This window comes from Stutzerimonas frequens (genome assembly GCF_024448335.1).
GTDB classification, from domain to species: Bacteria; Pseudomonadota; Gammaproteobacteria; order Pseudomonadales; family Pseudomonadaceae; genus Stutzerimonas; species Stutzerimonas frequens.
Genome location: NZ_JAMOHM010000002.1, coordinates 150,824 through 173,905, shown reverse-complemented (window position 1 = coordinate 173,905; position 23,082 = coordinate 150,824). Strand labels below are relative to the sequence as shown.

At 64.3% G+C, this 23,082-nt stretch carries 17 protein-coding genes, 1 other RNA gene and 1 pseudogene; 7 read left to right on the top strand and 12 right to left on the bottom strand.

From position 1 onward, the window contains the following. Positions 1 to 27 precede the first annotated feature (27 nt). The 7 genes from NAO55_RS03520 to NAO55_RS03490 all read right to left on the bottom strand — a co-directional run bounded on the left by NAO55_RS03520 (position 28) and on the right by NAO55_RS03490 (position 8,106). The gene (locus tag NAO55_RS03520) at positions 28 to 408 is read right to left on the bottom strand and encodes a rhodanese-like domain-containing protein (protein WP_063539802.1); all 381 of its coding nucleotides are present in this window, start codon (positions 406 to 408) and stop codon (positions 28 to 30) included. Then, a complete protein-coding gene (locus NAO55_RS03515; protein ID WP_102840227.1) occupies positions 405 to 2,180 on the bottom strand; it encodes a SulP family inorganic anion transporter in 1,776 nt (591 codons plus the stop codon). The genes NAO55_RS03520 and NAO55_RS03515 overlap by 4 nt, the downstream gene beginning before the upstream one ends. Beyond that, positions 2,177 to 3,925: a bifunctional protein tyrosine phosphatase family protein/NAD(P)/FAD-dependent oxidoreductase gene (locus NAO55_RS03510; protein ID WP_102840228.1), complete on the bottom strand. Its 1,749-nt coding sequence runs from the start codon at positions 3,923 to 3,925 to the stop codon at positions 2,177 to 2,179. Before NAO55_RS03510 ends, NAO55_RS03515 begins: the two co-directional genes overlap by 4 nt. A gap of 21 nt (positions 3,926 to 3,946) precedes the next feature. Further along, positions 3,947 to 4,810, bottom strand: a complete 864-nt coding sequence (locus NAO55_RS03505; protein WP_102840229.1) for an MBL fold metallo-hydrolase — start codon at positions 4,808 to 4,810, stop codon at positions 3,947 to 3,949. A gap of 161 nt (positions 4,811 to 4,971) precedes the next feature. After that, positions 4,972 to 5,703, bottom strand: a complete 732-nt coding sequence (locus tag NAO55_RS03500) for an ABC transporter ATP-binding protein (RefSeq protein WP_102840230.1) — start codon at positions 5,701 to 5,703, stop codon at positions 4,972 to 4,974. Beyond that, on the bottom strand, positions 5,696 to 6,916 hold the full coding sequence (locus tag NAO55_RS03495; RefSeq protein ID WP_102840231.1) for an ABC transporter permease: 1,221 nt from the start codon (positions 6,914 to 6,916) through the stop codon (positions 5,696 to 5,698). The genes NAO55_RS03500 and NAO55_RS03495 overlap by 8 nt, the downstream gene beginning before the upstream one ends. Positions 6,917 to 6,921: 5 nt before the next feature. Beyond that, entirely contained in the window at positions 6,922 to 8,106 is a 1,185-nt protein-coding gene (locus tag NAO55_RS03490; protein ID WP_232244555.1) for an efflux RND transporter periplasmic adaptor subunit, read from the bottom strand. 212 nt (positions 8,107 to 8,318) lie between these two features. On the opposite strand from NAO55_RS03490, the gene NAO55_RS03485 reads away from it, so the two are divergent. Then, a complete protein-coding gene (locus tag NAO55_RS03485) occupies positions 8,319 to 9,251 on the top strand; it encodes a ZIP family metal transporter (protein ID WP_102840233.1) in 933 nt (310 codons plus the stop codon). Between the two features lie 4 nt (positions 9,252 to 9,255). Here NAO55_RS03485 and NAO55_RS03480 read toward each other — a convergent pair whose 3' ends face one another. The 3 genes from NAO55_RS03480 to NAO55_RS03470 form a co-directional block, all read right to left on the bottom strand. Next, on the bottom strand, positions 9,256 to 9,999 hold the full coding sequence (locus NAO55_RS03480) for an OmpA/MotB family protein (protein WP_102840234.1): 744 nt from the start codon (positions 9,997 to 9,999) through the stop codon (positions 9,256 to 9,258). Further along, positions 9,996 to 10,811 carry a motility protein A gene (locus NAO55_RS03475; RefSeq protein WP_102840235.1) on the bottom strand — a complete coding sequence of 272 codons (816 nt, stop codon included), beginning with the start codon at positions 10,809 to 10,811 and terminating at the stop codon, positions 9,996 to 9,998. Before NAO55_RS03475 ends, NAO55_RS03480 begins: the two co-directional genes overlap by 4 nt. Positions 10,812 to 10,921: 110 nt before the next feature. Then, on the bottom strand, positions 10,922 to 11,908 hold the full coding sequence (locus tag NAO55_RS03470) for an NAD(P)/FAD-dependent oxidoreductase (protein ID WP_063539794.1): 987 nt from the start codon (positions 11,906 to 11,908) through the stop codon (positions 10,922 to 10,924). A gap of 297 nt (positions 11,909 to 12,205) precedes the next feature. Between NAO55_RS03470 and ffs the strand changes: the two genes are divergently transcribed. The 3 genes from ffs (at position 12,206) to efp (ending at position 14,322) form a co-directional block, all read left to right on the top strand. Then, an RNA gene (ffs, locus tag NAO55_RS03465) (signal recognition particle sRNA small type) lies at positions 12,206 to 12,302 on the top strand. A gap of 201 nt (positions 12,303 to 12,503) precedes the next feature. Further along, on the top strand, positions 12,504 to 13,658 hold the full coding sequence (gene earP / locus NAO55_RS03460) for an elongation factor P maturation arginine rhamnosyltransferase EarP (RefSeq protein WP_102840236.1): 1,155 nt from the start codon (positions 12,504 to 12,506) through the stop codon (positions 13,656 to 13,658). Between the two features lie 97 nt (positions 13,659 to 13,755). After that, on the top strand, positions 13,756 to 14,322 hold the full coding sequence (gene efp, locus NAO55_RS03455) for an elongation factor P (RefSeq protein WP_011913626.1): 567 nt from the start codon (positions 13,756 to 13,758) through the stop codon (positions 14,320 to 14,322). A 66-nt stretch (positions 14,323 to 14,388) separates the two neighbouring features. On the opposite strand, the pseudogene NAO55_RS03450 reads toward efp, so the two are convergent. Beyond that, positions 14,389 to 15,838 (bottom strand): annotated as a pseudogene (locus NAO55_RS03450) (SLC13 family permease). Between the two features lie 273 nt (positions 15,839 to 16,111). Next, positions 16,112 to 17,461: a class II 3-deoxy-7-phosphoheptulonate synthase gene (locus tag NAO55_RS03445; protein WP_102840237.1), complete on the bottom strand. Its 1,350-nt coding sequence runs from the start codon at positions 17,459 to 17,461 to the stop codon at positions 16,112 to 16,114. 134 nt (positions 17,462 to 17,595) lie between these two features. Here NAO55_RS03445 and NAO55_RS03440 point away from each other — a divergent pair, with 134 nt between their 5' ends. From NAO55_RS03440 to NAO55_RS03430, 3 genes are all read left to right on the top strand, one after another. Beyond that, positions 17,596 to 18,345 (top strand): spermidine synthase, encoded by a 750-nt coding sequence (locus NAO55_RS03440; protein WP_102840238.1) that lies wholly within the window; start codon positions 17,596 to 17,598, stop codon positions 18,343 to 18,345. A gap of 346 nt (positions 18,346 to 18,691) precedes the next feature. Continuing rightward, positions 18,692 to 20,854 carry a methyl-accepting chemotaxis protein gene (locus NAO55_RS03435; protein WP_102840239.1) on the top strand — a complete coding sequence of 721 codons (2,163 nt, stop codon included), beginning with the start codon at positions 18,692 to 18,694 and terminating at the stop codon, positions 20,852 to 20,854. Positions 20,855 to 21,186: 332 nt separating this feature from the next. Beyond that, on the top strand, positions 21,187 to 22,848 hold the full coding sequence (locus tag NAO55_RS03430) for a DEAD/DEAH box helicase (RefSeq protein ID WP_102840240.1): 1,662 nt from the start codon (positions 21,187 to 21,189) through the stop codon (positions 22,846 to 22,848). Positions 22,849 to 23,082 lie beyond the last annotated feature (234 nt).

The following is a 23,082-nucleotide window of genomic DNA, read 5'->3' as shown; positions in this document are numbered from 1 at the left end:
CGGCCTTCTTGCATCTGCCCGGTTCGCTTACTCGAAACTGGGCAGGCTCGGCTTCACGACGGGTTTGTTGGCGGCGGTCCAGGCATCGAAACCGCCGGCGATCGATCTGACGTTCAGATAGCCCATGTCTTGCAGCGATGCCGCGGCCAGGGCAGCCCGGCCGCTCGTCTTGCAGTACAACACCAGGTTCAGGTCGCGCGGCCCTAGCTCCGGTGTGCCGCTGAGCTTGAATTCCAGCAGCCCGCGGGGAATGTTGAGGGCGCCATTGATATGGCCTTCGTGAAACTCGTCCGCCTCGCGTACGTCGATCAGCACATCCGCGGCCTGGATCGCCGCGTCGGCGTCGGCAATGGACACCTCCTGAATTCGGGTTCTGGCCTGTTCGACGAGGTCGTGTGCGTTCTTCATCCCGCTTTCTCCTTGCTGCATAAATGATCACGCTGCCGTTCAAGCGCGTGGTGAGTGGTTTGCGGATCCAGGGCTCGCAGGGCTTCGTACTGGCTGATGAAAACCTGCCCGCCGAAGTGCTCCAGGAAGTCGCTGCGTCGCAACCGATCCATTACCGGGCCCTTCACTTCCGACAGGTGCAACTGGATACCTGCCGTATGTAGCCGGGCGCTGATCGCCTCGAGGCTCTCCAGCGCGCTGGCGTCGATCAGGTTCACGCCAGGGCACATCAGCACCAGGTGCTCGGCCTGTGGATAGCGGCCGATCAGCTCGGCAATCCGATCTTCCAGGTAGCGTGCATTGGGAAAGTAAAGGCTCTCGTCGACGCGCACCGAAAGCACCTTGGGGCTCTGTACTACGGCGAAGCGTTCGATGTTGCGAAAGTGCTCGCTGCCCGGCAGCTGGCCGACCACCGCGACATGCGGTTGGCTGGTACGCCAGAGAAACAACAGCAACGAGAGGCCGACGCCCAGCATGATCCCACTTTCCACGCCGACCAGCAGAACGCCGAGCATGGTGGCCGCCATGGCAGCGGCGTCCTGGCGCGAATAGCGCCAGGTCCGCTTGAGTGCAGCCAGATCCACCAGGCTGAGCAAGGCGACAATAATGGTCGCCGCCAGCACCGCGTGCGGAAGGTTGTGGAAGAGCGGGGTGAACAGCAGCACGGTGATGCCGATTCCCGCTGCGGTCAGGGCTCCAGCCAATGGGGTCTGGGCACCGGCATCGAAATTGACCACGGAGCGGGCGAAGCCTCCCGTTACCGGAAAACCACCGCTCATGGCGGCAGCGATGTTGGCGCCACCGAGCGCGACCAGTTCCTGATTCGGCTCGATCTGTTCACGGCGCTTGGCCGCCAGGGTTTGCGCCACCGAGACCGATTCGACGAAGCCGACCAGGCTGATGAGCACGGCGGCCGGGAGCAGGGCCATCGCCAGCTCCAGGTCCAGCGTCGGCAGGCTCAGCGACGGCAAGCCACGCGGCACTGCGCCAACGACCCTGACGCCGGTGTCGGCCAGCCCGAGCCCGCCGACCGCTGCTATTGCCAAAAGGAGCGCCACGACCGGCCCGATCTTGGTGAGCGTGCCGGCGATATGTACGCTCATGCCCAGTTTCTGCAGCCAGCCGCCGAGTCGGCTGCGCACCAGAAAGAGAAACAGCAGGCTCAGGGTGCCAATGATGAACGTCGGCAGATGCGTGCTTGGCAGGCCCAGGATCAGTCCATGGGCAAGCTCCAGGGCATTCTCGCCGGTTACCGGGATGCCAAGGATGTGCTTGAGCTGCCCCAGGGCGATGAGAATGCCCGAGGCGCTGATGAATCCGGAGATGACCGGGTGGCTCAGGAAATTGGCGAGAAAACCCAGCCGCAGCACCGCCATTGCCAACAGTACGGCACCGGAAAGCATGGCCAGCAGCATTGCAGCCCCAGCGTATTCGGCGCTACCGACGGCGAACAGCGGCCCCAGTGCCGCCGCCGTCATCAGCGATACCACCGCTACCGGCCCCACCGCGAGCGTGCGACTGGTACCGAAAAGCGTATAGGCAATCAGCGGCAGCATGCTGGCGTACAGACCTGTCACCGGCGGCAGCCCCGCCAGCATGGCGTAGGCCAGGCTCTGCGGGATCAGCATCAGCGTCACGATCAGCGCTGCGAGGCCATCCTTGGCTGCCGCCGTCCGGTCGTAGTGCTTAGCCCACGTCAGGAACGGCAGGTAGCTGGCCAGCCGCTGTTTCATCCTTTCTTCTCCTGGCCGAAATCGCAGGCGTTGGGGGCTTCGGCGGGGCGCGGCTCGAAGTCCAGGTGTTTCGGTTCGGCCAGCCACTCATGGCCCTTGAGCATCATGTCGAAATAGATCGACGGCATCCATCTGGTCTTCAGTTTCCAGGCCAGCCGGCGCGGTACCTTCGGATCGAGCGGAAAGGTGGGCAGCAGTTTTCCGCCATAGCCAAACTCGGCAAGGATCACCTTGCCCCGCTCGACGGTCAGCGGACAGGAGCCGTAACCATCGTAGATCGCCCGAGGCCCGGCGCCGCTGAGCACGCTCAGCACGTTCTCGGCCACGACCGGTGCCTGCTTGCGCACCGCTGCGGCCGTCTTGGCGTTCGGCGCGGAGCACACGTCGCCAAGGCTGAAAATGTTGCCGAAGCGTGGATGGCGCAGGGTCTCGTGTTCGGCTTCGAACCAGCCGTCTGCGGTGCTCAGCGCACTCTGGCGGATGAAATCCGGCGCGTGCTGGGGTGGAACCAGGTGCAGCATGTCGAACTCGCGCACGACGCGCCGACTCTGGCCATTGCTGTCGACGACGTCGAACCAGGCCTTGCGAGCCGGGCCATCGACAGCGGTCAGCCGGTTGTTGAAGTTGAGCTCAGCGCCGTAGCGTTCGACATAGGCCATGAGGCCGGGCACGAAATCCGCCACGCCGAACAGCACGGCGCCGGCCGAGCAGAAGTCGACCTGGATGTCCTTCAGCACGCCCTGTCTGAGCCAGTGATCGCAGGACAGGTACATGGCCTTCTGCGGTGCGCCGGCGCATTTGATCGGCATGGGCGGCTGGGTAAAGAGCGCCCGACCATGGCGTAACTGCTGCACCAGCTGCCAGGTGTAAGGAGCGAGTTCGAAGGCGTAGTTGGAGGTCACGCCGTATTTGCCGAGACTGTCACGTGCGCCTTCGATGGCGTCCCAGTCGAGCGCCAGACCCGGACACACCACCAGCGCGCGATAGCCGATGCGACTGCCATCCTCCAGCACCACTTGCTGGTGTTCCGGTTCGAAGGCCTCAGCAGCGGCATGAATCCACTGTGCCTTGGACGGAATGCAGCGGCTCATGGCACGTTCGGTATTGGCCCGGTCGAACACGCCAGCGCCGACCAGCGTCCAGCCGGGCTGGTAGTAGTGCTGCTCGCGCGGCTCGATGACCGCGATGCGCAGGTTCGGGTCGCGCTTGAGCAGGCTTGCGGTCACCGCGCACCCGGCGGCGCCGCCGCCGATGACCAGGACATCGTAGCGGGGCGTTGCCGCGAGCCGTGACGAGGTGTTCAGCGGTTCATCCGCAGTGGATTGCCAGTACTGCTCCAGGCGTGGCAATAGCCCGCTCAGGTCGTAGTCCGCCTGTCGTGCGGTCTGCAGCAGCACCTGGGGATCCAGATGATGCGCTTCGGCCAGCGCCCAGAGCGACGCGGAGCGTGTGCCGGTCCGGCAGAATGCCAATGCCGGCCCCTTGATCCGCCCGAGCAGCGCGCGAAAGGCATCGACATCGGCGTCACCTATCTGCCCGGATATCACCGGCAGATGGTGGTACTCCAGGCCAGAGGCCTCGGCGGCCTGCCGTATCGCTTCGCTATTGGGCTGGCCTTCACCCTCGTTGTCCGGACGGTTGTTGATCACGCAGCGAAAGCCGCTGCCGGCCAGCAACGCCATGTCCGTCGGTTGCAGCTGGGCGGCGACGGAGAGAAAAGGGGTCAGTCGCTTTATGGTTTGCATGTCGACGTCCTCCGCTTGGGGTCACAGCACGTCCAGGGGGATCTTCAGATAGCGTGTGCCGTTGCTTTCGGGCGCCGGCAGCTCGCCGCCACGCATGTTGATCTGCACCGAGGGCAGAATCAGCGTGGGCATCGTCAGGGTCGCATCGCGCGCGGTGCGCATGTCGACGAACTGCTGCTCGCTGATGCCGCTGTGAACGTGCACGTTGTGCTCACGCTCGGCAGCGATGGTGGTTTCGTAGAGAAACTCGTCGCGCCCGGGGGCCTTGTAGTCGTGACACATGAACACCCGTGTCTCGCCCGGGAGGGCGAACAGCTTCTGGATCGAGCGGTACAGCGTCCGCGCATCGCCACCCGGAAAATCGCACCGGGCCGTACCGTAATCGGGCATGAACAGCGTATCGCCGACGAATGCGGCATCGCCGATGACGTAGGTCATGCAGGCGGGTGTGTGGCCGGGCGTGTGTATGGCGCGAGCTGGCACGTTGCCGACCTGAAAGGTTTCCTCGTCCTGAAACAGGTGGTCGAACTGGCGGCCATCGGTGGCGAACTCGGTACCGGCATTGAACAGCTTGCCGAAAGTGTTCTGTACCACGGTGATCCGGTCACCGATCGCCATACGACCGCCCAGCTGCTGTTTCAGATAGGGCGCGGCGCTGAGGTGATCGGCATGCACATGGGTTTCCAGCAGCCACTGCACCTTGAGGTCCTGTTCCCGAACATAGTCGACCAGGCGCTGAGCCGTCGCATGGGAGGTGCGCCCGGATGCCGGGTCGTAATCCAGTACCGAATCGATCACGGCACACTGCCGGGTCTCGGGGTCACTGACCACGTAGCTGTAGGTGAAAGTGGCGGGATCGAAGAAGGGTTCGACGTGGGCATTCATGGTGCTTCTCCTCTCTGTGCTCGATACCGGTAGGGGTATGTTCTCTGGGCTGATCTTAGTCCTGCATTAAGTTATATGCATAGAATTAATTGTTATTAGAGGGGCGAGCGCCATCCGTGGTGTGTATAGCTGAAGCGGCTCAGGTCGCCTGATCGACAGGCTCAGCTGGTCGCCGGGTTGGCCTGATCGCTGACGATGCGTCCATCGACCAGCTGAATCGTCCGCGCGCAGTCCGCGGCCAGGCGTGGATCATGCGTCACCACCAGCACCGCGCAGCCGAATTGGGCGTTGATGCGATGGAACAGCTCGAACACGCTTTGCGCGGTTCGCGTATCGAGGTTGCCGGTCGGCTCATCGGCCAGCAGCAGCGGCGGGCGTGTCACCAGCGCCCGGGCGATGGCGACCCGCTGCTGCTGGCCGCCGGATATCTGCGTAGGTTTCTTGTCGGCGAACGCTCCCAGCCCAACTTCGTCGAGTAAGGTACGGGCGAGGTCGATGTCCGCGCTCGATGGCTTGCCGTGGCGGATCATCAGAGGCATCAGCACGTTTTCCAGCACGCTGAACGCCGAAATCAGGTGATGGAACTGGAAGACGAAGCCAATCGCCTGGTTGCGCAGGTGGGTGCGCGCCTCGTCGTCGCTATCCCGTGTCGCCTGGCCGAGCAGGTACAGCTCGCCTGAGCTGGGCGCGTCGAGCAGGCCGATCAGGTTCAGCAGCGTGCTCTTGCCCGATCCCGACGGTCCGATCAGGGCGGTCAGCTCACCGCGACACAATCGCAGATCGATGCCATGCAGCACCTCGGTTTCCAGCGCAGTGCCCACATTGAATGCCTTGCGTACCTGCTCCAGGCGCAGGACCTCGGCGGCATGGCTCGTCAGCAGCGCTTCAGACATAGCGGATCGCCACGGCGGGGTCGTAACGTGCCGCGCGCCGGGCCGGCATCGCCGCGGCCAGCACACCGGTGATAGTGGCGACAAGCATGGCCAGCGGCACCAGCGTAGGATCGACGGGAATCTCGAACAGGCGCGGGCCGGCGATGTTGAATACCTGCACCAGCCCCCAGCCGACTGCCCCGCCACAGGCCGAGCCAAACAGGCCGAGCACGCCGCCCTGAAGCAGGAAGACCCGCAGGATCTGTCCGCGCGGGCTGCCCATCGCCCGCAGGATGCCGATTTCGCGGGTACGCTGGACCACGCTGACCGCCAGCACGCTGGCGATGCCGAATGCCACCGAGATACCGACGAACACGCGGATCATCTCGGTGGTCATGCTCTGCGAGCTGAGCGCATTGAGCAGTTGCCCGTTGGTTTCCATCCAGCTTTCGGCACGCAGCCCGGTGAGACGCGCCAGACGCTCGGCCACCCGATCGGCCTGGAAAATGTCAGCGACCGTCGTATCGATGACCGTGATGCCGCCGGGCAGGTCGAGCAGTGTCTGCGCCTGCTTGAGGTCCAGGTAAACGTAGCGCGAATCCAGCTCGCGCACGCCAAGTTCGAAGATGCCAGCGATATCGATAACTGCCTCACGGCCTTCACCGGCGTCCAGCCGTAGCTTGTCGCCGATACCGAGGCCGAGGTCCTTGGCCAGCTCCTTGCCGATCACCGCATTGCCTGCGCCAACCATGAATCGTCCGGCAATCAGATCGTTGGCCAGGGGGATGATGCGCTGATAGCGCGGCGGATCGATGCCGAGCAGCGCCACCGAAGCGCGCGCCACGCCGCGCCGGGCGATGGCCGGGCCGCTGATGACCGGTGACACTGCCAGCACCTGCGCGTCCTGGTCGAGCACGTCGCGAATGTCCTGCCAGTTGATGATCGAGCGCAGACGCTGCGCCCGCGGACTTTCCAGTACCAGGGACCAGCTGTCGGGAGTGACAGGCAGGGTCCGGTTGGCCTCGTCCGGCGGGAGGATACGAATATGGGCCTGAGTGCCGAGGGTGCGCTCTATGACATTGGCTTGCAGGCCGGTGATCAGCGCCGTGATGAACACGATCACCGCAGACCCGACGGCGATCCCGAAGACGATCAGCAGCGTCTGCATCCGGTTGTCGAGCAGGAAGCGCAGCGCGATCTTCCATTCGATCCATAGCGACTCGCTCAGGCGCACGGTCGTCAGTCCCGGATGCTGCTGGGAATCGGCCGTTCAGTCACCCGCACGCGCTTTCCCTCTTCGGCATCGTCGAGTAGAACCAGGTCGCCGGTGGTGAGCCCCTCGACGACCTCGCTGAGGGCAGTACCCAGCAGGCCAAGACGAACGTCGACCCGCTCGACCACACCGTCCCGAACCCGCAGCACCTGGGCGCGCGGGCCGCTGCGGGCGCGCAGGGCATCGTTGGGCAGTACCAGGGCCTGATCGCGGCGACCGGTTTCGATATTGACCGATACGGTCATGCCCTGGCGTAGGAAATCGGCGGGTTCCAACAGGTCGAGATGAACATCGATGGTGCCGCGTGCCGTATCGACCGCAGGGGCGATGAAGCTGACCCGCGCCGGCAGCACACGCTCCGGGTAGGCGTCGGCAATGATGCTCGCGGCCTGGCCGAGCCGCACAGGAGCCAGGTTCTTTTCATCCAGCGGCAGCAGAATCTCGCTGCTGCCCGAGCGGGCGATACTGAGCAGCGTACGTCCAGGCTGGACCAGATCACCCGGTTCCACATCGCGGGTCTGCACGATCCCCGTTACCTGTGCGTGGATGCGTGTCTTGGCAAGTGTCGCGCGCGCGGCCTCAAGGCGTTGCCGGAGGACTTGTTCCTCGCTGCCGCCTTCGGCGAGTGCCGCGGCGGCAAAACGCGCGCGGTCACGAATCACGCGGGCCGTGAGTTCCGCGCGGCGTGCCTGCTCCAGCGGTTCGGAGGCGAGCAGCTTGCGCTCGAATAATGTTTCGCGTCGCTTCAGCTCGCGGCTGGCCTGTTCCAGATTGTGCTGTGCTTCGCGCAGGGTGGCCTGTGCCTGCGGGCGGGTGGAATCGATCAGTTGCTGCAGGGCCGCTTCCGCCTCGCGCAGGCGGGCACGCTGTTCATCGTCGCGCAGCTCCAGCAGCAGGTCGCCGGCCTTTACTTCATCGCCCTCGCGCACATGGCGAGCGGCAACCACACCGGTAATCTCGCTCCCCACCTGAGCCAGCGACTGACTGTCCACTTCGCCACTGGCTACCACCCGTTGCACCAGCGGTCGCGTTTCCAGCCGATAGGCCGGCACTTGCGGCCCTTGCAGCTGGCTGCGGATCAACCAGCCGGCAGCCAGCGCGAGCACGACGAGCAGTGGCCAAGCGCGGCGGAAGTTTTTGGCGACAGGCAAGACGGACCTCTCCCTGATACGGCCCGAGACGGCCATCGAAACGCCACAAGCTTACGGCCAAACGACTTGCATGAATACTGCCCGGAGTGTCGCGTTCGTGCTGCCTGGCGAGGTCCGGTACGGGCGAAGCCAATGGCCGCGTCTATCGAGGCCATAGCCTCGCTGCGGCGATGGACGGCGTACAATGGCGGCCCGCTCCCAGGATCCGCGATATGGCCACTACCGTTCAAAACCCCGCCGCCACCCTGCGCGCCGCCTGGCTCGCACAGGCCCAGGCCAACCCCTGGATAACCTTTGGCCTCGCCGCGACCGCAGCCGCGGTTCTGCTCCTGTTGGTTGCCGGCGCCGTCAATGCGTTGCAGAGCGGCGAGGCGATCAATGTGCGCTACGCCCTGCTTGGCGGCAGCGCGGGCTTCGTCGCAACGGCGGTCGGTGCGTTTCTGGCGATCGGTCTGCGCGACATCTCGACCCGAACGCAGGACAGCATGCTCGGCTTCGCAGCGGGGATGATGCTTGCCGCCAGTGCGTTCTCGTTGATCCTTCCGGGACTGGAGGCCGGTCGTGAGCTGTTCGGCAGCGGGCCGGCGGCTGCGCTGACCGTGGTGGTGGGCCTTGGGCTCGGCGTGTTGCTGATGCTCGGGCTGGATTACTTCACCCCGCACGAGCACGAGAGCACCGGGCCTTGCGGCCCCGAGTGCGAGCGTCTGAATCGAGTCTGGCTGTTCGTACTCGCCATTGCCCTGCACAACATCCCCGAAGGCATGGCCATCGGCGTGAGTTTCGCCAATGGCGACATGAGCGTCGGTCTGCCGCTGACCACGGCGATATCCATTCAGGACATTCCCGAAGGCCTGGCGGTGGCGCTGGCGCTGCGCACCACCGGCCTGTCGGCACTGGGCTCGGTGCTGGTGGCCGCGGCATCGGGCTTGATGGAGCCGATCGGTGCGCTGGTGGGCATCGGCATGTCCAGTGGCTTTGCCATCGCCTATCCGATCAGCCTCGGCCTTGCCGCAGGGGCGATGATTTTCGTGGTGTCCCATGAGGTGATTCCCGAGACCCACCGCAACGGCCACCAGACGCCCGCCACGCTGGGGCTGATGGTCGGGTTCGCGGTGATGATGTTCCTCGACACCGCCCTGGGCTGACGCGTCAGGGTTTATCCGGCTCGGTCTGCATCACCAGCTCGACACGCCGGTTGCTGGCGCGGCCAGGCCCGCTACCGTTGTCGGCAATCGGCCGGGTGTCGGCATAGCCGGTTGCGCTCAGGCGGGTCGCCTCGATGCCCGCCAGCTGCAGGTAGCGCACCACGCTGCTGGCACGGCTGGCGGAAAGCTCCCAGTTTGAGGGGAAACGCTCGGTCTGGATCGGCAGATTGTCGGTGTGGCCCTCGACGATGATCCGGTGCGGGCTCGCGGCCAGCGTCGGAATCAGCCGATCGATGACGTCCAGTCCGGTATTTTCGAGCTCCGCCTGGCCTGAGCCGAACAGAATTTCGCTGCTGATGCGGAAGCTGATGCTGCCGTCGTTGACGATCACTTCAATGTCCTCGCCAAGCGCCAGCGCCTCTGCAGTATCGCCGCTTTGCGCATCGGATACGGGGGCGTCGATCGCCGGCTCCGGCAGCGGAGCAATGGCCGGAATCGGTGCGCTGGTCGGCTGCGCCTCGATGGCCAGCGGCTCGGGTGTCGCCATTGCGGTGGGTGTCGCGATGGCGGCCCGGCTGTCGCCTTCGCCGTCAGCCTTGCCGGCCATGCTCAGCATGATCACCAGCATGACCAGCAACAGCGTCAGCATGTCCAGGTAGGTGATCAGCCAGGCTTCCTGTTCTTCGTCGCGCTGTGGATCGATGTGCCATTTCGAGAAACGGCTGCCCGAGGACGTCGCGCCGTTCAAGATGCCGCGTCCTGCGGCTTGCTGCGCGGCACGCCGGGGCCACCGTCGCGGATCTCGTCATCGTGATGGGCGATGAACGATTTCAACGTCTCGCGCATGTACGCCGGGCTGCGGCGGTTGCACATCATCGAGATGCCCTGCATGACCAGGTTCATCAGGGCGACCCGCTGCTCGGTGCGCCGCTCGAGCTTGACCGCGACCGGCTTGAGCACCAGGTTGGCCAGCAGCACGCCATAAAAGGTGGTCATCAGTGCCACGGCGAGACTGCGGCCGATCTGTTCCATGTCACCGCTGCCGAGCATGAACATCAGGTTGATCAACCCAACCAAGGTGCCGATCATGCCGAATGCCGGGGCGTAGCTGGACATGGCACGAAACAGCTGTGCTTCCGCGTTCTCGCGTGCGCGCAGGCGGGCGATGCGCCATTGCAGCACCTCCAGGATGTCTTCCTCGGGGGTGTTGTCGATCACCAGCTGCACGCCGGTGCGCAGGAACGGGTTGCTGACCTGTTCTACGGCCTTTTCCACCGCCGGCAGGTCGCCGCTGATCCACAGCCGCGAGATCTGCACCAGTTCCTCGAGGTCCTGGCGGGTGTACAGCCGCTCGTTGCGCATGACCGTCCACAGCAGCCCGAACACCCGTGTCACCTCGCGCAGCGGATAGCTGATGAAGGTGGCGGCCAGCGTGCCGACCAGAACGATGCCGAGACTGGGAAAATCGATGAACAGCGCAGGTTCTTTCGCGGCGAACAGCACAACCACGGCCAGCAGGCCGATGCTCGCGACGATGCCGATCAGAGTGGAGGGATTCATCGGGACTCCGCTGAAGGGGCGTTCAGAAAGCGCGCGATGATAGCAGCTGGCCCGCGCGCTCGGCTGACCTGGATCAGAGCCCGGTCAGCCACTCATGCGGGCAAGGAGGATCAGAGGTTTTCCAGTAGCCTGCGCGCGGCTTCCTGGCCGCTGAGCCAGGCGCCTTCCACCCGACCGGAGAGGCACCAGTCGCCACAGGCGTATAGGCCCAGCCCGGCATCGGCCAGTGCGGCCCATTCGTGTGCCTGTGCCGGGCGGGCGTAGAGCCAGCGATGCGCCACGGTCAATTCCGGCGCCGGGACCACGCAGTCGATCAGCTCGGCGAAGGCGCCGTGCAGGCATTCGATGACCGCCTCCTTGGGCAGGTCCAGATGCTGGCGGCTCCAGTTGCTGGTGGCATGCAGCACCCAGGTATCGAGCGCGCCGTCCCGGCCTGGCTTGCTGCGGTTGCGTGCCACCCAATCCAGCGCATCGTCCTGGACGAAACAGCCTTCCAGCGCGGTATCCAGCGGATTGGCGAAACCCAGGGCCACCGCCCAGGTCGGCTCCATCGCTACACTCGCGGCCACGGCAGCCAGTTTTGGCGCACCGGACAGCAATGCGGCGGCCTGCGGAGCAGGGGCGGCGATGATCACATGACTGAACGGGCCATGGCTGGCGCCCGTAGCGTCGACCAGCGTCCAGAAGCGTTCGCCGCGGAATACTTCGGTGATGCGGCAGCTGAAGGTCACCGGCAGTTCACCCAGCAAGCCTCGGGTAATCGCGCTCATGGTCGGTGTGCCGACCCAGCGCAGCTGCTCGTCGGCCGAAGGCTTCAACTGGCCTTCGCGGGACTGGAACAGGGTAGGGGCCCATTGCTCTACCCAGCCGCTTTCCTGCCACTGGCGCACGATCTCGCTGAAGCGGCGATCACGCGCCGTGAAGTATTGCGCGCCGAGGTCTAGCGTGCCGGCATCGCTGCGTTTGCTCGCCATGCGGCCGCCGCTGCCGCGGCTCTTGTCGAACAGGTGTACGGCTTGCCCGGCTTCGTGAAGCGCGCGAGCGGCCGACAGTCCCGCTATTCCGGTTCCGATGATGGCGATTGGAGCCTTGCTCATGATTACCTCGTGTGCTGGTGCCATCGGCCACGCAGTGGAAGTGCTGCGTAGCATGTTTTCATGACAAGCGTTCGATACCGCTTGAGCCTCCCCATCCTCGGACAGAGATCGTCCTTTGGCTAGAGGGTTTCGACGCAATGCGGCAAACGAGCACGCGCTTTCGTGGCTTGCTGACCGGCGGTACCGGGCTGTCCCGGCCATAGCAAAAGCGCTTGCCGCAGTCTTTGGTTGTAAGTTGCTGATAAGCCGGTACAATGGCGCCGCTCGCCGCCAGGCGGGTTTCGTTATGGTGGGCCCTGCCGGTCCCCTCGCAACGATCAGCCGTGAACCCGGTCAGGCCCGGAAGGGAGCAGCCGCAGCGGTGACATTGTGTGCCGGGGTGTGGCTGGTAGGGTTCACCTCCATAACGCTCTCTTTTTCCCTCCAGATTTTCAGTTCCGAGCGCTCATGCGTCGGGGCTCTTTCGCATGTCTACTCTACGTTCACTCGGCTGCCTCGTAGTCGGCGAGTCCGTTTGGCCGTGGCTGCGGCTCATGTATGCTGCGCGGCTATTTCAGTGGCACGAAAACGCCGTATCGGTTCGAGGAGCATGGGTTTGTCGGTCAAGGCGAGTTGGGACATCTTCTGTGCGGTCGTGGACAACTTCGGCGACATTGGCGTTACCTGGCGCCTGGCGCGACAGCTGGCGGCCGAGCATGGCCAGCGCGTCAGGCTGTGGGTCGACGATCTGGAAACCTTTGCACGGCTCTGTCCGGCCGCCAGTGCCGATGCCGACCAGCAGCTCCATGAGGGCGTGGATGTCAGGCGCTGGTCCCGCCAGTGGCCGGGAGTCGAGCCGGCCGATGTGGTCATCGAGGCGTTCGCCTGCAACCTGCCGCAGCAATATATAAATGCCATGGCCGGCAGCGGGCGGCGGATTCTCTGGCTGAATCTGGAGTACCTGAGCGCCGAGGACTGGATCGTCGGCTGTCATGCGCTGCCGTCGCTGCAGCCCAACGGTGTGCAAAAGTACTTCTTCTTTCCAGGATTCGAGGCTGCCACTGGCGGCCTGATCCGCGAAGCCGATCTGATGCTGCGTCGGGCCAGCTTCCAGCGGGATCGGAAGCAGCAGGCCGATTTTCTCGCCACGCTTGGCGTGGTGCGGCAGGCGGATGCGCGCTTGCTGTCGTTGTTCGCCTACGAAAACCCGGCAGTTGCGGGCTGGCTGGACGCGCTGGCGGCTGACGTGCGGACCAATCAGCTGCTGGTTCCGGAAGGGCGGGTGCTGGGTGATGTCGCGGCCTGGCTCGGCGTGCCCGGGCTGAAAGCGGGGGAGCGTTATCAGCGCGGCAGCCTGCAGATCTGCATCGTGCCGTTCATGACGCAGGACGAATACGACTTGCTGTTGTGGAGCTGTGATTTCAATGCCGTGCGTGGCGAGGAATCCTTCATTCGTGCGCAGTGGGCCGGGCGCCCGCTGGTGTGGCACATCTACCCGCAGGAAGACGACGCGCACTGGGACAAGCTCAACGCGTTTCTCGACCTCTATGCGAACGGCCTTGCGCCGGCGGCCGACTCGGCGTTGCGCGCGTTCTGGCACGCCTGGAACGCCGGGGAGGGCGCCGCGCAAGCCTGGGCTGATCTGCTGCGGGAGTACCCGGCGCTGCTCGAGCATGCCGAGACCTGGACGCACGCGCAGGTCGCCAACGGCGATCTGGCCGGCAAGCTGATGTTCTTCTTCACCGACTGGCTGGAGGCTGTTCACGGTTGACGCAGGGCCGCGCGCCGTCACGCGGCTTGCGACGATATGGGAACAGACCCTATGATACGCGGCCTGTTTTTTGTCTCTAATTCCTTCGGATATTTCTATGAAAACCGCACAAGAGTTCCGTGCCGGCCAGGTGGCCATCATCAACGGCGCACCCTGGGTCATCCAGAAAGCCGAGTTCAACAAGTCCGGTCGTAACAGTGCCGTGGTCAAGATGAAGCTGAAGAACCTGCTCAACGGTTCGGCTACCGAGACCGTGTACAAGGCTGACGACAAGCTGGAGCCGGTCATCCTCGAGCGCAAGGAAGTGACCTACTCCTATTTCGCCGACCCGCTGTACGTCTTCATGGACAACGAGTTCAACCAGTACGAAATCGAAAAAGACGACCTCGAAGGCGTGATGACCTTCATCGAAGACGGCATGACCGACGTCTGCGAAGCCGTTTTCTACAACGACAAGGTGATCTCCGTCGAACTGCCGACCACCATCGTTCGTGAAATCGCCTACACCGAGCCGTCCGTACGTGGCGACACCTCCGGCAAGGTCATGAAGACCGCCCGCCTGAAGAACGGTGCCGAGCTGCAGGTTTCCGCCTTCTGCGAAATCGGCGACTCGATCGAGATCGACACCCGCACCGGTGAGTACAAGTCCCGCGTCAAGGCCTGATCCTCGGCCTGCGGTGGACAAAAAAAGCCCAGCTCGATGCTGGGCTTTTTCGTTTCTGTGCGTGTGTCAGCTTGCCCAGATCCAGCCGACCAGGCCGTAGCAGAGCAGGGTAACCAGCATCACGCCGAACAGGTTGATGGCAAAGCCGGCCTTGATCATCGACTGGATGTGCATCTGCCCCGTACCGAACACGATGGCATTGGGTGGCGTGGCTACCGGCATCATGAAGGCGCAGCTGGCGGCGATCGCGGCCGGAATTGCCAGCATCTCTGGCGGCAGCCCCTGAGCCACCGCCAGGGCGCCCAGCAGCTGGCAGGAAGGCCCCGGCCGTGGCGGTGTTGGAAGTGATCTCGGTCAGAAAGGTGATGACCAGCGCCACCAGGCCGATCATCAGGATCAGCGGCAGGGTGCCGAAGCCGCCGAGGCTCTGCGCAATCCATTGCGCCAGCCCGGACGCACCGATCACTCCGGCCAGCGACAGGCCGCCACCGAACAGCAGCAGCACGCCCCACGGCGCCTTGTTGGCCTGTTCCCAGTCCATCAGGAATACGCGCTGGTGCGGATTCACAGGAATCAGAAACAGCGAAAGCGCGGCGGCCATGGCGATGCTGGTGTCGTTCACGCCATCGACGTACTCGGCCAGCAGCGGCTGGAAGATCCAGGCCAGTGCCGCCAGGGTGAACACCACGGCGACCAGCTTCTCGGCCCTGCTCATCGGTCCCAGTGCAGCCATCTCCTGTTCCAGCATGGCGCGGCTGTCGCCACCGGACAGCTTGACGCCGCCGCGGGTCAGCCACCACCAGATGAACAGCAGCATGCCGAGGCTCACCGGCAGCCCCAGTAGCATCCACTGGCCGAAACCGATGTGCACGTCATAGTTCTCGCGCAGAAAGGCGGCGAGCAAGGCATTGGGCGGCGTGCCGATCAGCGTGGCGATGCCGCCGACACTGGCGGCATAGGCGATCCCGAGTAGCAAGGCCACGGCGAAGCGCTCGCCATCGCGCTTGTCGCTGCCGGCAACCAGCAAACCGATCACCGACAGGCCGATCGGCAGCATCATGATGCTGGTGGCCGTGTTGCTGACCCACATGCTGATGAACGCTGTGGCGATCATGAAGCCGGCGATCTGTCGACTCGGCGCGTTGCCGACCGCCAGCAGCGTGGCCAGCGCGATGCGCTTGTGCAGGTTCCAGCGCTGCATCGCCAGACCCAGCAGGAAGCCACCCAGGAACAGGAAGATGGTGGGGTTGGCGTAAGGCGCAGTGGCCTTGGCCAGTGTGTCGATGTCCAGCACCGGAATCAGCAGGATCGGCAGCAGCGAGGTGGCGGGAATCGGGATGGCTTCGGTGGACCACCACACCGCCATCAGCGCGGCCATGCCGACGGTGAGCCAGGCGGTTTCCGAAAGGCCGGCCGGTGGCTCGGTGAGAATGCACAGCAGCAAGAGCAGAGGCCCGAGGAACAGGCCGATGGAGGCCGCGATAACGGCCCCCTTGTTCTGGGATGAATCGGTCATGCAGTTCCCTTCAATCAGCTGACCCGGCTGCCAGGGCGCCGGCCTGGGTCAAAACGTCGCGGATTCTAGCAGCCAATAGATAGCTGCCGAATAAACGGTGTTGCTAATTATTAGTGTGCTATGAACTGCATGAGGCATACGTATCCGGATGCCGAGCCAGTCTGGGCCGTTCGAGACCAACGGCCACCCTGCGACGGTCGATAGCTCGTCATGTTTTGCCAACCTGTTCGACTACGGCGACGGCGGGCCGCCGTATCGCAGTTGGATTGGACCTCAGCTGGGGCGCAGTTGCTTCAGCGTCTCGGCGATCATGAAAGCCATTTCCAATGACTGGTCGGCATTCAGGCGCGGGTCGCAATGGGTGTGGTAGCGATCGCAGAGGCCGGCCTCGGTGATCGGGCGCGAGCCGCCGATGCATTCGGTGACGTTCTGCCCGGTCATCTCGATATGGATGCCGCCCGGGTAGCTGCCTTCGGCGCGGTGCACGTCGAAGAACTGGCGGACCTCCGCGAGTACGCGCTCGAAGTCGCGCGTCTTGTAGCCGCTGGATGCTTTCATGGTATTGCCGTGCATCGGGTCGGAGCTCCACAGCACCTGGCGACCCTCGTTTTGCACCGCGCGAACCAGACGTGGCAGGCCGGCTTCGACCTTGTCGGCGCCCATGCGCACGATCAGGTTCAGGCGGCCGGGGTCGTTCTGCGGATTGAGGATGTCGATCAGCCGGATCAGCTCATCCGTGTCCATGCTGGGGCCGACCTTCACCCCGATGGGGTTGCCGACGCCGCGCAGAAACTCCACGTGCGCGCCGTCCAGCTGACGGGTACGGTCGCCGATCCACAGCATATGTGCGGAACAGTCGTACCAGCCGCCGCTGAGGCTGTCCTGGCGCACGAAGGCCTGCTCGTAGTTGAGCAACAGCGCCTCATGGGCGGTGAAGAAGTTGGTCTCGCGCAACTGCGGCGCGCCGTCCAGGCCGCAGGCCCGCATGAATTTCAGTGTTTCATCGATGCGCGCGCCGAGCTGGTGGTATTTCTCGGCCAGCAGCGAGTTGGCGATGAAATCCAGGTTCCACTGATGCACCTGATGCAGGTCGGCGAAACCGCCCTGGGCGAAGGCGCGTAGCAGGTTCAGGCTGGCGGTGGACTGATGGTAGGCCTGCAGCAGGCGCTCCGGATCAGGGACGCGGCTCTTGGCGTTGAAGTCGATGCCATTGACGATGTCGCCGCGGTAGGCCGGCAGCGTCACGCCGTCGATGGTTTCGTCGCCTGCCGAGCGCGGCTTGGCGAACTGACCGGCCATGCGTCCGACCTTCACCACCGGGCAACCGGCGGCAAAGGTCATGACGATGGCCATCTGCAGCAGCACCTTGAATGTGTCGCGAATCTTGGTCGCCGAGAATTCGGCGAAGCTTTCGGCACAATCGCCACCCTGCAGCAGGAACGCCCGGCCCTGGGTCACCTCCGCGAACTGTCGACGCAACTCGCGTGCTTCGCCGGCGAAGACCAGCGGCGGCAACCCGGCGAGCGTCGTTTCCACCTGCTTGAGGTGCTCGGCGTCCGGATACACCGGCTGTTGCTGTATCGGCTTGTCTCTCCAGCTCGAAGGGCTCCAGGCTTGGCTCATGATCGTTCCAGTTATCGCAGAAAGTCCGCCGATGTTACCCGAAGCGCTTCGCCGCTGGAGATAGCGATGGCCTATCGGGCTGCGTAATATGCGCCGATTGCCAGCCGGCGGGCCGGACCTTGCGGAGTGCAGCGATGGAAAAAGAGGAGCGTTTGCTCGCAGAGGTGCGTGACGCGTTCGGCCTCATTCGGGTGCTCGAGGTGGGCGATTACCGCTTTCTTGAATTCGGCGCCGCAGTCGAGCAGAGCTGCGTGTTCACTGCCGATCCGGCCTGGCTGGAGTACGACTACACCCGCGCCATGCTGCTCGGGGCGCTCTGTCATCCGCAGCCGGAGACCGCGCTGTTTCTTGGGCTGGGTGCAGGCAATCTCACCCAGGCGTGCCTCAAGTTCCTGCCGCTGGAGGATGTCGAAGTCATCGAGCTGCGCCCGGCGGTGCCCGAACTGGCCATGCGTTACCTCGGACTGCAGGACGACCCGCGCTTGTATATCCGCATCGGGGATGCAACCGAGCTGCTGGAAACCGCCGAAACGGCCGATCTGATCTTTGTCGACCTCTACAACGATGCCGGCCCGGATGCCGCGCACCTGGCCTGGACGTTCCTCAAGCGCTGTCAGGAAAAGCTCAATCCGGGAGGCTGGCTAGTGATCAACCAGTGGGGCACCGATGATGATCGTCCGCTCGGTGCGGCGCTGATTCGCGGGCTGTACCACCGGCATTACTGGGAGTGTCCGGTGAAGGAGGGCAATGTGGTCGTGCTGGTGCCGGCCGACCTCGAGCAAATGCTGGACGTTGCCGATCTGCGCCAGCGCGCCGAGGCACTCGCGCCGCGTCTTGGCTATTCGTTGGATTCGCTGATCGAGGCACTGCGCCCAGCCAGCTGAGCAGTGCGACAAAGCGGTGCGCGGCGATGCACCGTGATGGTTTGCGGGACCCGAATTGGTGCGCTTGCAGCGCGCTCGCCCCGGGATATCAGCCCGCGGCGTTTCGCCACATCCCCCTGCGCAGAGCGCTGCGCTGTCCCAAGCGTTACTTGCATCGGCTTCCGAGGCGATCATGGGCGTTCCTGGTGCGTAAGCAGCCCGCAGGGTGGGCTTCAGCCCACTGGAATAGCCGAGCATCAGTGGTGGGCTAAGGCCCAAGTCTGCGCGACGGTACCGTCGCGCAGCTGCATGCTGGTCTGCTAATTGCAGTTTGCCAGTATGTCTTCTCGGCAATAAGGAACACCCGGTGCCCCAGCTTCAAAGCCTGCAGATGCAACTTTCCCCTAGCGAACGTCACTGGCTGCCCTGGTTGGGGCGCACTGGCAAGCTGTCGATGCGCTGGTCCTGCTGGTTGAACCGCGGCGTCTACGCGACCATAGAGCAGGTGTTCGAGGGCGTAGCGCAATCGCGGGTGCGCATTCTGCAGAATTGGGTGAACACCCACTGGGAGCATCTGGCTGACCTGGCCGCGAGCCTGGGCGAGGATCTGGCACATGTCGATGTCCAGACTCTGGAGAAGAAGCGCGCTCAGTTGCCGGATCTGTCCGAGCTGTTCGTCATCGACCCGCAGGGGCGGGTGCTGACCTCGACCTGTGCCGCGCATGTCGGTCAGCAGGATCTCGATGCCCGTGCCGTGGCGCAGGGGCTGAGCGAGCCGTTCCTGCATGGGCCTTATCGTGATCCGCTGACCGAGCGCCTGGGCCCGACCACCTCGCGTTTTCATGACGCGGTGACGCTGATGCTCTACCAACCAGTGCAGGTGGGAGGTAAACGCCTCGGCTGCCTTTGCGCGCGTGTGCCGAACGATGTGCTGGGGGATCTGATCCAACGCGAAGCCGGGCACGTCTATCCGGAATCCGGCGACAACTACCTGTTCATGGTCGATTCGCGCTTCGACAGTCGCATTCAGCCCGGCACGGCCCTGTCGCGCTCGCGCTTCGAGGACGCCACCTTCAGCCACGGCGAAAACCTCAAGAGCGGGGTGCACACCCGCTGGGGTACGGTCCGTGTACAGCAGCACACCGAGCTGGAACTGCGCTTCACCGATCCGGCCACCGGCCAGCTGCACCCCGGTGTGCGGGAAACCATCGCCAGGGGTTCGAACTTGTTCGTCACCTATCCCGGCTATTCCGATTACCGCCACATTCCGGTGATCGGCAAGGGCGTCACCTTCCAGCTGCCGGGCTCCCCGGATCGCTGGGGCATGATGTGCGAGGCCGATCTGGAAGAGGTGTATCGCCGGCGTTCGCTGAGCGTTGGCCTTATGAAGACGTACCTGCTCACAGTAATCACGCTGTTCGTCACGGGCAGCCTGCTGCAGGCCTTCAGCGGGCTGTCCGAGACGGCGCTCTACCTGCTCAACGGCGTGCTGCTCGTGCTCGGCGCCTGGGCGTTCGCCTCATTCGGGCCGCGTCGGCTGGCGGCGCGCATGCAGGCGATGACCGGGGTGATCCGCACCCTGGCCGAGGGCGAGGGCAATCTGCGTCAGCGCGTCGACAGCAGCGCCATGCCGCGCGACGAGAGCGGCGACATGGCGCGCTGGATCAACAGCTTCATCGACAGCCTGGATGGCGTGGTCGGTCAGGTGATCCAGGTGTCGAAACACGTGCGCCAGGACAACGAGCTGATGCTTGCTCGCAGCAGCGAAGCCGGGCAGACCACCAGCGACGTCGCCGAATCCATACATCAGCTGCTGTTGCTGGTCGAAGAGCAGTTGGGCGAGATCCAGCAGGCCTCGATGACCGCCGAGGAAATGAAGGCGGCGATGGACGAGGTGATGAGTCGTGCCCGCGCGCGCTTCGCGACCGTACGTGAGGGCACCGAGTCCATCCGCGACGTGGTGCAGCGCTCGGCGCAGAGCGTGCAGCTGCTCGACAGCCGCATGGGCGAGATCGACGAGATCGTCCGCCTGATCAGCGATATCACCAACCAGACCAACCTGCTCGCGCTCAATGCCGCGATCGAAGCCGCTCGCGCCGGCGATCACGGGCGCGGCTTTGCCGTGGTGGCGGGGGAGGTGCGCTCGCTCGCGCTGCGTACGGCCAAGGCCGCGGAGGACATCCGCGAGAAGGTCGAGAGCCTGCAGGGCGAGACGCGCCAGGCGGTGTCGTTCATGCAGGGCGGCGTGCAGGATGTCGACAGCAGCCTGCGACTGACGGAGGAGGCGACATCGGAAAACGTCCATCTGCACGAAACCGTGGAACGCATGTTCGAGATCATCAAGGGGCTGAACGAGCGCAGCCTGCATTACGGTCAGACCATTCGTGGCGTCGACCAGGCCTCCAGCGAAATGGGGCAGACGTTGGGCGTGCTGCAGGACAGCGCCGAACGCGTGCGCCACACCGCCGGAAAACTGCATCAGCTGGTCGGCCGCTTCCGTGTCAGTGCCGCCAACAGCGAAGCGGCCTGACCCCCAAGCCGCGCCTTCCACCAGTTCCGGTGGGAGGCGCAGCCGCGGGTAGTCCCGAGGCATCGCGCTATCCGCTGCGCCGTAAAATATCCGCACAGCTTCACGTTAATCCGGTATAGTACGCGCCGGCTGAAACCCAGCCTGCGTTCAGGTACTGCAACACACGAAGCGCCGCTTCGGCTGCTGTCCGCTTCGAGCGGACTATCTTGACGATTCATCATCCATACGTTTTCGCAACCCCGCCGACCAGGCTGCCAGGGTGACCTTCGGGTTTTGCACGGCATGCGCAGCTTCGGAGCAATGGGTCTTGCGGAGCATCAGAGACAAGACCCATGACCCAGGAAATCGGCGGCTTTGCCGCACTCGGTATTCACTCCGCTGTTCTGGCTGCCATCAGCGCAGTCGGCTACGAAGAACCATCCCCCATCCAGGCCCAGGCGATCCCGGTGATCCTCGGTGGTCACGACATGATCGGTCAGGCCCAGACCGGCACCGGCAAGACCGCCGCCTTCGCGCTGCCGATCCTGTCCAAGATCGATCCGGCCAAGCGTGAGCCGCAGGCGCTGATTCTCGCGCCGACCCGCGAACTGGCGCTGCAGGTTGCCACCGCGTTCGAGACCTATTCCAAGCAGATGCCGGGCGTCAGCGTCGTCGCCATCTATGGTGGTGCCCCGATGGGCCCGCAGCTCAAGGCCATCCGTCAGGGCGCGCAGATCATCGTCGCTACCCCTGGCCGCCTGGTCGATCACCTGAGTCGCAACAGCGAGCTGCTGTCGACCATCCGCTTCCTGGTCCTCGATGAGGCCGACGAGATGCTCAAGCTCGGCTTCATGGACGACCTGGAAGTGATCTTCGAAGCCATGCCGGAAAGCCGCCAGAGCGTGCTGTTCTCCGCCACGCTGCCGCACTCCATCCGTGCCATCGCCGAGAAGCACCTGCGCGAGCCGCAGCACATCAAGATCGCTGCCAAGACCCAGACCGTCGCGCGCATCGAGCAGGCGCACCTCATGGTCCATGCCGATCAGAAGATCCAGGCCGTGCTGCGCTTGCTGGAAGTCGAGGATTTCGACGCGCTGATCGCCTTCGTGCGCACCAAACAGGCCACCCTCGACCTGGCCGCCGCGCTGGAAGCCAAGGGCTACAGGGCCGCTGCGCTGAACGGCGACATCGCCCAGAACCAGCGTGAGCGCGTCATCGAATCGCTCAAGGATGGCCGTCTGGACATCGTCGTCGCCACCGACGTTGCCGCCCGTGGTATCGACGTACCGCGCATCACCCACGTGTTCAACGTGGACATGCCGTACGATCCTGAGTCCTACGTTCACCGTATCGGCCGTACCGGTCGTGCCGGTCGCGAAGGCCGCGCGCTGCTGCTGGTCACGCCGCGCGAGCGTCGCATGCTGCAGGTTATCGAGCGTGTGACCAACCAGAAGGTCGCCGAAGCCCGTCTGCCCAATGCGCAGCAGGTGCTGGACGCGCGCATCAAGAAGCTGACCAACAGCCTCGCGCCGCTGGTCGCCGATGCCGAAGCCACCCATGGCGAGCTGCTCGACAAACTGGTTGCCGACATCGGCTGCAGTCCGCGTGCACTGGCCGCTGCGCTGCTGCGCAAGGCCACCAATGGCCAGGCGCTGACCCTGGCCGAAGTGGAGAAAGAGCAACCGCTGGTCCCGAGCAGCGGTCCGCGCGAACGCTCCGATCGTCCGGAGCGTAGCGGTGACCGCGAGCGTCGTGCGCCGATGCCTCTGGCAGAAGGCCGCGCCCGTTGCCGCACCCCGCTGGGCGCGCGTGACGGCATCGCCGCCCGTAACCTGCTAGGCGCTATCCTCAACGAGGGCGGCCTGGCCCGTGAAGCCATCGGCCGTATCCAGGTGCGCGACAGCTTCAGCCTGGTCGAGCTGCCGGAAGATGGCCTCGATCGCCTGCTCGGTAAACTCAAGGACACCCGCGTAGGTGGCAAGCAGCTCAAGCTGCGCCGTTATCGCGAAGACTGATTTGCAGTAGGCAAAACGAAAGGCGGGCTCTAGAGCCCGCCTTTTTTATTCCCTTAAAAAAGATCTGGCAGAAATCCTGCCTTCGACCGGCGCCGCCCATGAGCGGGCGGGCGAGCCAGATTTCCGATCTGTGTCACGGTCTCCTAAACCAAGCACTCATTCGTCGTCAATCCCGTTCGGGCTGTTCAAACTCTGAACAACATGCTACAAACGAACGCAACCCGAATGATCTAG

What these genes read in the sequence shown, in the direction of transcription:
- NAO55_RS03520 (WP_063539802.1), bottom strand. Translation starts at nt 408, where the DNA reads ATGAAGAACGCACACGACCTCGTCGAACAGGCCAGAACCCGAATTCAG.
- NAO55_RS03515 (WP_102840227.1), bottom strand. Translation starts at nt 2,180, where the DNA reads ATGAAACAGCGGCTGGCCAGCTACCTGCCGTTCCTGACGTGGGCTAAG.
- NAO55_RS03510 (WP_102840228.1), bottom strand. Translation starts at nt 3,925, where the DNA reads ATGCAAACCATAAAGCGACTGACCCCTTTTCTCTCCGTCGCCGCCCAG.
- NAO55_RS03505 (WP_102840229.1), bottom strand. Translation starts at nt 4,810, where the DNA reads ATGAATGCCCACGTCGAACCCTTCTTCGATCCCGCCACTTTCACCTAC.
- NAO55_RS03500 (WP_102840230.1), bottom strand. Translation starts at nt 5,703, where the DNA reads ATGTCTGAAGCGCTGCTGACGAGCCATGCCGCCGAGGTCCTGCGCCTG.
- NAO55_RS03485 (WP_102840233.1), top strand. Translation starts at nt 8,319, where the DNA reads ATGGCCACTACCGTTCAAAACCCCGCCGCCACCCTGCGCGCCGCCTGG.
- NAO55_RS03475 (WP_102840235.1), bottom strand. Translation starts at nt 10,811, where the DNA reads ATGAATCCCTCCACTCTGATCGGCATCGTCGCGAGCATCGGCCTGCTG.
- NAO55_RS03470 (WP_063539794.1), bottom strand. Translation starts at nt 11,908, where the DNA reads ATGAGCAAGGCTCCAATCGCCATCATCGGAACCGGAATAGCGGGACTG.
- efp (WP_011913626.1), top strand. Translation starts at nt 13,756, where the DNA reads ATGAAAACCGCACAAGAGTTCCGTGCCGGCCAGGTGGCCATCATCAAC.
- NAO55_RS03445 (WP_102840237.1), bottom strand. Translation starts at nt 17,461, where the DNA reads ATGAGCCAAGCCTGGAGCCCTTCGAGCTGGAGAGACAAGCCGATACAG.
- NAO55_RS03440 (WP_102840238.1), top strand. Translation starts at nt 17,596, where the DNA reads ATGGAAAAAGAGGAGCGTTTGCTCGCAGAGGTGCGTGACGCGTTCGGC.
- NAO55_RS03430 (WP_102840240.1), top strand. Translation starts at nt 21,187, where the DNA reads ATGACCCAGGAAATCGGCGGCTTTGCCGCACTCGGTATTCACTCCGCT.